The organism is Metabacillus sp. YM-086 (assembly GCF_048059995.1).
Classification (GTDB): Bacteria; Bacillota; Bacilli; order Bacillales; family Bacillaceae; genus Metabacillus; species Metabacillus litoralis_B.
This window is the reverse complement of the sequence record NZ_JBLUOI010000076.1, coordinates 1-6,559: the sequence shown is the minus strand read 5'-3', so window position 1 is coordinate 6,559 and position 6,559 is coordinate 1. Positions and strand designations below refer to the sequence as shown.

Sequence of the window (6,559 nt, the reverse complement as noted above, 5' to 3'; positions counted from 1 at the left end):
CCCCTTTTCTTGTCCCAATTCTTCCAGTATCCAGACACATATTTGCTCTTTGCACCCTTGCTTGTCCCGATTCTTCCAGTATCCAGACATAAATTTGCGCTTTGGACCCTCGCTTGTCCCGATTCTCCTGGTATCGAGACACATATTTGCTCTTTGCACCCTTGCTTGTCCCGATTCTTCCAGTATCCAGACATAAATTTGCTTTTTGGATTCTTGCTTGTCCCGATTCTTCCGGTATCCAGACACATATTTGCTCCTTGCACCTTTTCTTGTCCCGATTCTCCTGGTATCCAGACACATATTTGCTCTTTGCACCCTCGCTTGTCTCGATTCCTCTTGTATCGAGACACAAATTTACTCTTTGCACTTTTTCTTGTCCCGAATCTTCCAGTATCCAGACACATATCTGCTCCTTGCACCACTTCTTGTCCCGATTCTTCCAGTATCCAGACACAAATTTGCTTTTTGGATCCTTGCTTATCCTGATTCTTCCGGTATCCAGACACATATTTGCTCCTTGCACCTTTTCGCGTCCCGATTCCTCAGCTATCGAGACACATTTTCGCTCTTAGTACCTTTTCACGTCCCGATTCTTCAGTATCCAGACACATTTTTGCACTTTTCACCTTTTCCGGAGAAATCAATATAAGATAGTAGAAATGAAACCCCCGCCTTCAAAAGACGGGGGTACCTAGAACACATTTAGACTCTTAATGTGCATGGGGTGAAAATCATCTAACATATCTATATGGAGATAAATCTGCTGTGTCAGAGGTAAGTATTTTGAATGAGGAAATACTTTAATTAATGTTCATTAAAGTACTATAGAATTTACTGCACCCCACTTACTGGGCTACAGTATTTCACCCTAGAAAAACAGCTCCATACCCCATCGCACCAACGATCACTAATGCAGGGTGCACTTTCACCTTTTCTAATAATAAAAAGCTTATCACTACTAGAAAAAGCGATTGATATATTCCTGTATCTTGATATGACGTAAAGAAAAAGCTAAATGCCATCATCCCTAATAACACTGCAATTGTAGGGCGAATGAATGTTGTCATTCTCTTTACTTTCGGAGAGTCCTTATACTTATATAGAAATCCCAATAAAACGATCATTAAAATTAATGAAGGAGCAACTGTAGCAAAAATCCCAACAAGACTTCCTAACACTCCCCCTTGTTGGTACCCAATATAACCAGCCATCTTAGTGGCAATTGGACCTGGAAGAGCATTACCTAAAGCAAGGACCTCACTAAATTCATTTACATTCATCCAGCCATATCGATCCACTACCTCATTTTCAACAAGTGGGATAGATGCTGGACCACCTCCGTAACCTAATATCCCTGGTATAAAAAAGGCCAGAAAAATCTCCCAATATAGCACTAAGCACTCCCCCTTTCAACCTTCCGATCTTTATCAGGATTTTTATCTCTTTTTAATATCGCCGCAAGCAAAAGTCCTCCAATTAAAATGGCAGGGTGTAAACCAAGAATCTCCATTAAAAGAAAACTACCACATATAAGTGCTAAAGCTTTTACCCAGCCAAGTGACTTTTGAGATTTCTTAAAGAAGTCCCAAGTTAGAGTAGCTAACATGACTCCTACGACAGGTACGACTGCGGCTGTCATTCCTTGAACCCATGGATAATCTTTGACAGAGCTAATTGTTGTTAAAAGAACGATCATTAACACAATAGTAGGAAGAATCGTAGACAGTGTTGCATTTATTAAACCTAAAATTCCCGCGACTCGATAACCAATGTATCCTGCCATTTTTGTAGCAATAGGCCCAGGCAATGTATTCCCCAGAGCTAACACATCTGCAAATTCATCATCATTCATCCATTTGTACTTTTCAACCACCTCTTTATGAACAAGTGGTATTGAAGATGGACCACCGCCATATCCAAGCATTCCAACCCGAAAAAACGCTAAAAAAAGCTGCAGGTGTTTCATTTGTAATCACCCTTCTACATGAGATTTTTCAATGTAATTCCCCTCGCTATTTTATTCTCCCCTTTTTCATTTAAATGTTCCTTTACGATATTTATGGTGGATCTTACCATTCATGCAATCACCATTACCGTTTGTTAGTTATAATTCTATATTGAATTAACAAACGGAAGATATTTATGATTATAAACCATATATAGTTAATTTTCTATACAATTTCCAGAAAAATTTCAACAAAAAAGAATGACCTTTGATAGTTCCTTTCTAAAGTCATTCTTTACAAATTTTATTATAGTTTCATCCCGCTTCGACTTTTAAAACGTCTAAGTAAAATGTGACTTTCCACTCTAGTAATTCCTTCAAGTGCATATAATTCATTGTTGATAAATTTTTCTAATGCCACAAAGTCATCTACTAACACATGCATATGTAGTGTACTAGGGCCTGTCATTTGATAGCAGCTTGAGACACAGGGATTATCCGCCAATGTTTCAGCTACCTCAACTAAATAAGCCGGTTCACAGTCAACCTCAAAAAAAGCTGAAACATTTTTGCCCATCTTCTCAGAATTGATTACAACACTGAACTTTTCAATTACATCATTGTTTATTAATTGATTTACACGTTCTCGAACGGATACCCGTGACAAATCTAGTTCTTTTCCTATATCTGAATAAGACATTCTGCCATTAATCGTGAGTAATTCAAGTATTTTTCTATCAATATGATCTATTTTCAATGAAAACCCATCCTTTAAGTCTATATAGTCTTAGTATAATAAGAAGATGGCTTGGTTAAAAGTCTTACATAAAGAAAATTATGTTTAACGAATACTATATGAAATATTTACTTTTCGAATACCAGACAAAATAGAGAGGAAAATTCCAATGCCTAGTCCAAATTTCGGGCCTGAAACAATCGTTACTGAGAAAGTTAAAAGAAGTATAGCTCCATTCAGTATATTGGTTCTAAGTAAGTGGATTGCCTCTTTTACATCGATTAACTTTATAACTGACACTAAAATGATAGAGGCAAGAACTGCTTTTGGAATAAATGCAAACAATGACGTAAAACAAGCTAACGTAACTACAACAATTGCTGCACTAAAAAAAGAAGAAAATTTTGTCTTTGCTCCTGAGCTATAGTTAACTGCAGACCTCGAAAACCCACCCGCTACTGGCATTGATGAAAAAAAGCCTCCAATCAGATTCGCAATGCCAAGAGACTTTAATTCCGTATTGGGACGAATTGAATATCCTTCTTTCTTTGCAATCACTTTTGCAATAGCGAACGTCTCAATAAAGCCTATAAATGCAATTACAATAGCAGTTGGTAACATCACAGTTACTTTGTCCAAATTTAATTCAGGTAACACAAATGGAGGAAGCCCCATTGGAATTTCTCCGATAAGCACTACACCTTTGCTTGAAACATTTAATACATATGCAATCATTGTACTTATAAGTATGAGGATAATTGGTTGAGGGTAGTTTGGTAGTAACTTTTTTAATGACATAAGTGCAATGACTGAGGTAAGGCCAATTATGGCTGTTAATACATGAATATCTTTCAGATTACTTATAATCAATCCTAAGGAAGTAATCATATTACCTCGATCATGCAATGGCATTTTAATGATTGTGCTTATTTGATTCATCGCTATGATCACCGCGCATCCTGAAGTGAAACCACTAATAACACCATGAGGAACATGTTCAACAATTACCCCAACTTTTAATAAGTGTAAGAGGTACTGAATAACACCAACGAGAATCGTCAATATAGCAACATACTGGATAAACTCGGGAGTACCAGCAACAGCATATGGTGTCACCCCACTGAAAATAAGAATTGAGACCATCGCAACAGGTCCTATTGAAACATGTGGAGACGACCCAAATAATAAATAGATAAGCACTGGAATGGTTGCTGTATATAATCCTATAACAGGTGGCAGCCCTGCTATCAATGCATAAGCTATACCTTGTGGAATGACCAATGCAGCAACAACTAGTCCAGAAGATAGGTCACCTCTTATATATTCTTTTTTATAATGTAAGAACGACAACTTAATTTCTCCCTTCTAAAGACCATAAATCGCTTCATTTTTATACATATTTCAAAATATTTATATATATGCTTTTCTACCAAACAAACGGTTAGCAATTTAGTTAAATTATTAACATTTGAAGGTGAAATTTCTTTAGAGTAGAAAAGTTGTGTTCAAATTCCCGAATCAGTTTTGCTTTATTTTTACCTTACATGTTTGTTTGTGCTTATTACTGTGATTAACTCAAATCTTTTCAACTACTCGTAATACTCGTAACATCAAATCCAGCCTTTTTCCATTTGAAAAACCCGTCCTACCAAAGAACGGGCTCTCCTAAAGATTACCTTCCAATCGCGGCTCCATCGCTCCTAGGGTCCACCCCACCATGAACAAAGCCCTGATCATCAATGACTATTGCATTTGCATGGCCCATAATTCCGGCAAAATCTTCAACTTTATTAACAATATGTCCAGCTTTTGATAATTCCTCAATCACATCAATGCTGACTCGACCTTCAATTTTCAACTCTTGAGTTTGTTGTCCCCACGTTCTTCCCCAAACAAATCTAGGTTCACTTATCGCTTGTTGCGGATTCATGCCATAGTCAATCATTCTTGTAATGATAACTGTTTGAGTTTGTGGCTGACCCTCACCACCTTGTGTGCCATAAAGAATCCTTGGCTGACCATCTCTTAGAGCCATTGCTGGCATAAGAGTATGGAAAGTTCTTTTTCTCGGCTCCAGGCAATTCACATCACTTGGGTTAAGCGAGAAAAACGAGCCCCTATTTTGCATAACAACACCTGTATCTCCAGCAACCACACCTGATCCAAATTCAAAATAAAGACTTTGTATAAAGGAAACGGCATTTCCTTCCTCATCAATAACAGCTGCATGTGCTGTGTCGCTGCCAACCGATTGAGTTTCTATATCATTAGTACGCTCAAATTGAATGGCACCTGCCATCTCTTTTCCATACTCCTTACTTAATAATCTTTTTATAGGAACGGAGTAAAACTCAGGATCTGTTAAATGTTTATTTCGATCTTGAAAACTTCTTTTCAATGATTCTACTAATAAATGATAATATTCATAAGATCCTTCGGAAATGGCAGTAAGTTCAAAATTTTCTAATATATTCAGTGCCATTAATCCCACAAAGCCTTGTGAGTTTGGAGGAACTTGATACATATTATACCCGCGATATGTAGAGGTAAGTGGTTCAGTCCATTCTCCTTTATGATGAGCCAAATCCTCAACCGTTAGCTTGCCACCCTTATCTTTTAAGCTAGAAATAAGCCGATATGCAAGCTCACCTTTATAAAATTCATCTCTACCAGATGATGCTAACTTTTTTAATGTTGTTGCTAAGTTTTCTTGTACGAATCTTTCATTTACCATAGGGATCTTTCCTGTGGGTAAAAACACATTTGCTGTATCTTTATCTTCTTTTAACATCTCTGCATTTTTGACTGTATTCTCATGCTGGTCAAGTGAGAATGGAAACCCTTTAGAAGCATACTCAATTGCTGGCTGCAACACTTGCTCTAACGAAAGTCGCCCATATTCCTTTAATACAGCATCCCAGCTATCGACCATACCAGGCACTGTTATCACACTCTCAATACCTCGAGTAGGAATAGAGCTTTTCCCTTCATATACTTCACGTGTTACATTTACTCCTGTTCGTCCACTTCCATTGTATGCACGTACTTTTTGATCCTTTTTACTGTATGTTAGCCAAAAAGAATCACCACCAAGTCCCGTCATATGTGGGTATACCACCGCAAGGCAGGCACTAACAGCTACTGCTGCATCAAACGCATTTCCTCCTTTTTCAAGGATTGTGTTTCCCGCTTGAGATGCTAAGTAGTGCGGACTTACGACCATTGTTTTTGAACCGACAATTGGTTTATTCATTCAACTGCCCCCTCATTTATTTTTAATAAACATATTCAATAATAGAAAAAACAAAACCTCTATTATTTTAAAAAAAGGCTTTGCAAATTACATATTTTATGAAGTTTTTACTTCTACTTTTATAGGTTTTACCCATTCCCCATAAGATTCTTGATCTAGAATGTTCCCATTCTCATAGATAATATTACCTCTATTAATTGTCCCAATAATCTTACAAGGAAACGTATGCCCTATATACAAGGTTTCCTTATGCTTCGCAAAGAAATTCTCTTTTGTTACTGTGAAGGAGTCTTCGAAAGAAACAATAGCAAAGTCGGCATCTCCACCAACCTTGATCTGTCCTTTATCAGATAAACCAAACCTATCCGCTGGCGCTTGTGCTGTCCACTTTGCAACTTGTTCAAAGGGAATTTGATAGCGAGTAGCAAGCTCAATTGCAGATAAAAGCGTAAATTGCCCACCACTAATTCCTCCCCATGCTTCAAACAAATTATATACATTAGGATCTTTCAAATCATAAGGACATGGAGAATGATCAGAGGTAAGCATATCGAATTTCCCGTTGATTAATAAGGTAATTAACTTCTCCTGCTCTTCTTTTTCTCGTAAAGGTGGTGCACATTTT

Annotated in this window: 7 protein-coding genes; all 7 read right to left on the bottom strand. The window is 37.4% G+C overall.

The genetic code is table 11. The features are described 5' to 3' along the window. Nucleotides 1-523 (bottom strand): hypothetical protein (locus ACEWK1_RS22730; RefSeq protein WP_416636692.1); only part of this gene is annotated, 523 nt, incomplete at its 3' end. A 340-nt stretch (nt 524-863) separates the two neighbouring features. Beyond that, nucleotides 864-1,394 (bottom strand): chromate transporter, encoded by a 531-nt coding sequence (locus ACEWK1_RS22725; protein WP_121660884.1) that lies wholly within the window; start codon nt 1,392-1,394, stop codon nt 864-866. Then, nucleotides 1,394-1,966 (bottom strand): chromate transporter, encoded by a 573-nt coding sequence (locus ACEWK1_RS22720; RefSeq protein WP_121660883.1) that lies wholly within the window; start codon nt 1,964-1,966, stop codon nt 1,394-1,396. Before ACEWK1_RS22720 ends, ACEWK1_RS22725 begins: the two co-directional genes overlap by 1 nt. A 286-nt stretch (nt 1,967-2,252) precedes the next feature. Beyond that, complete coding sequence (locus tag ACEWK1_RS22715; protein WP_121660882.1) at nt 2,253-2,702, bottom strand: Lrp/AsnC family transcriptional regulator; 450 nt, start codon at nt 2,700-2,702, stop codon at nt 2,253-2,255. 84 nt (nt 2,703-2,786) lie between these two features. Beyond that, a complete protein-coding gene (locus tag ACEWK1_RS22710; protein WP_212137201.1) occupies nt 2,787-4,031 on the bottom strand; it encodes a SulP family inorganic anion transporter in 1,245 nt (414 codons plus the stop codon). Between the two features lie 322 nt (nt 4,032-4,353). After that, a complete protein-coding gene (ggt, locus tag ACEWK1_RS22705) occupies nt 4,354-5,934 on the bottom strand; it encodes a gamma-glutamyltransferase (RefSeq protein ID WP_212137199.1) in 1,581 nt (526 codons plus the stop codon). Nucleotides 5,935-6,030: 96 nt separating this feature from the next. Beyond that, the coding region (locus tag ACEWK1_RS22700; protein WP_416636691.1) for an amidohydrolase family protein at nt 6,031-6,559 on the bottom strand (529 nt) is incomplete at its 5' end.

Excerpts from the sequence above, each read along its gene's own strand:
- ggt (WP_212137199.1), bottom strand. The coding sequence starts at position 5,934 with ATGAATAAACCAATTGTCGGTTCAAAAACAATGGTCGTAAGTCCGCAC.
- ACEWK1_RS22720 (WP_121660883.1), bottom strand. The coding sequence starts at position 1,966 with ATGAAACACCTGCAGCTTTTTTTAGCGTTTTTTCGGGTTGGAATGCTT.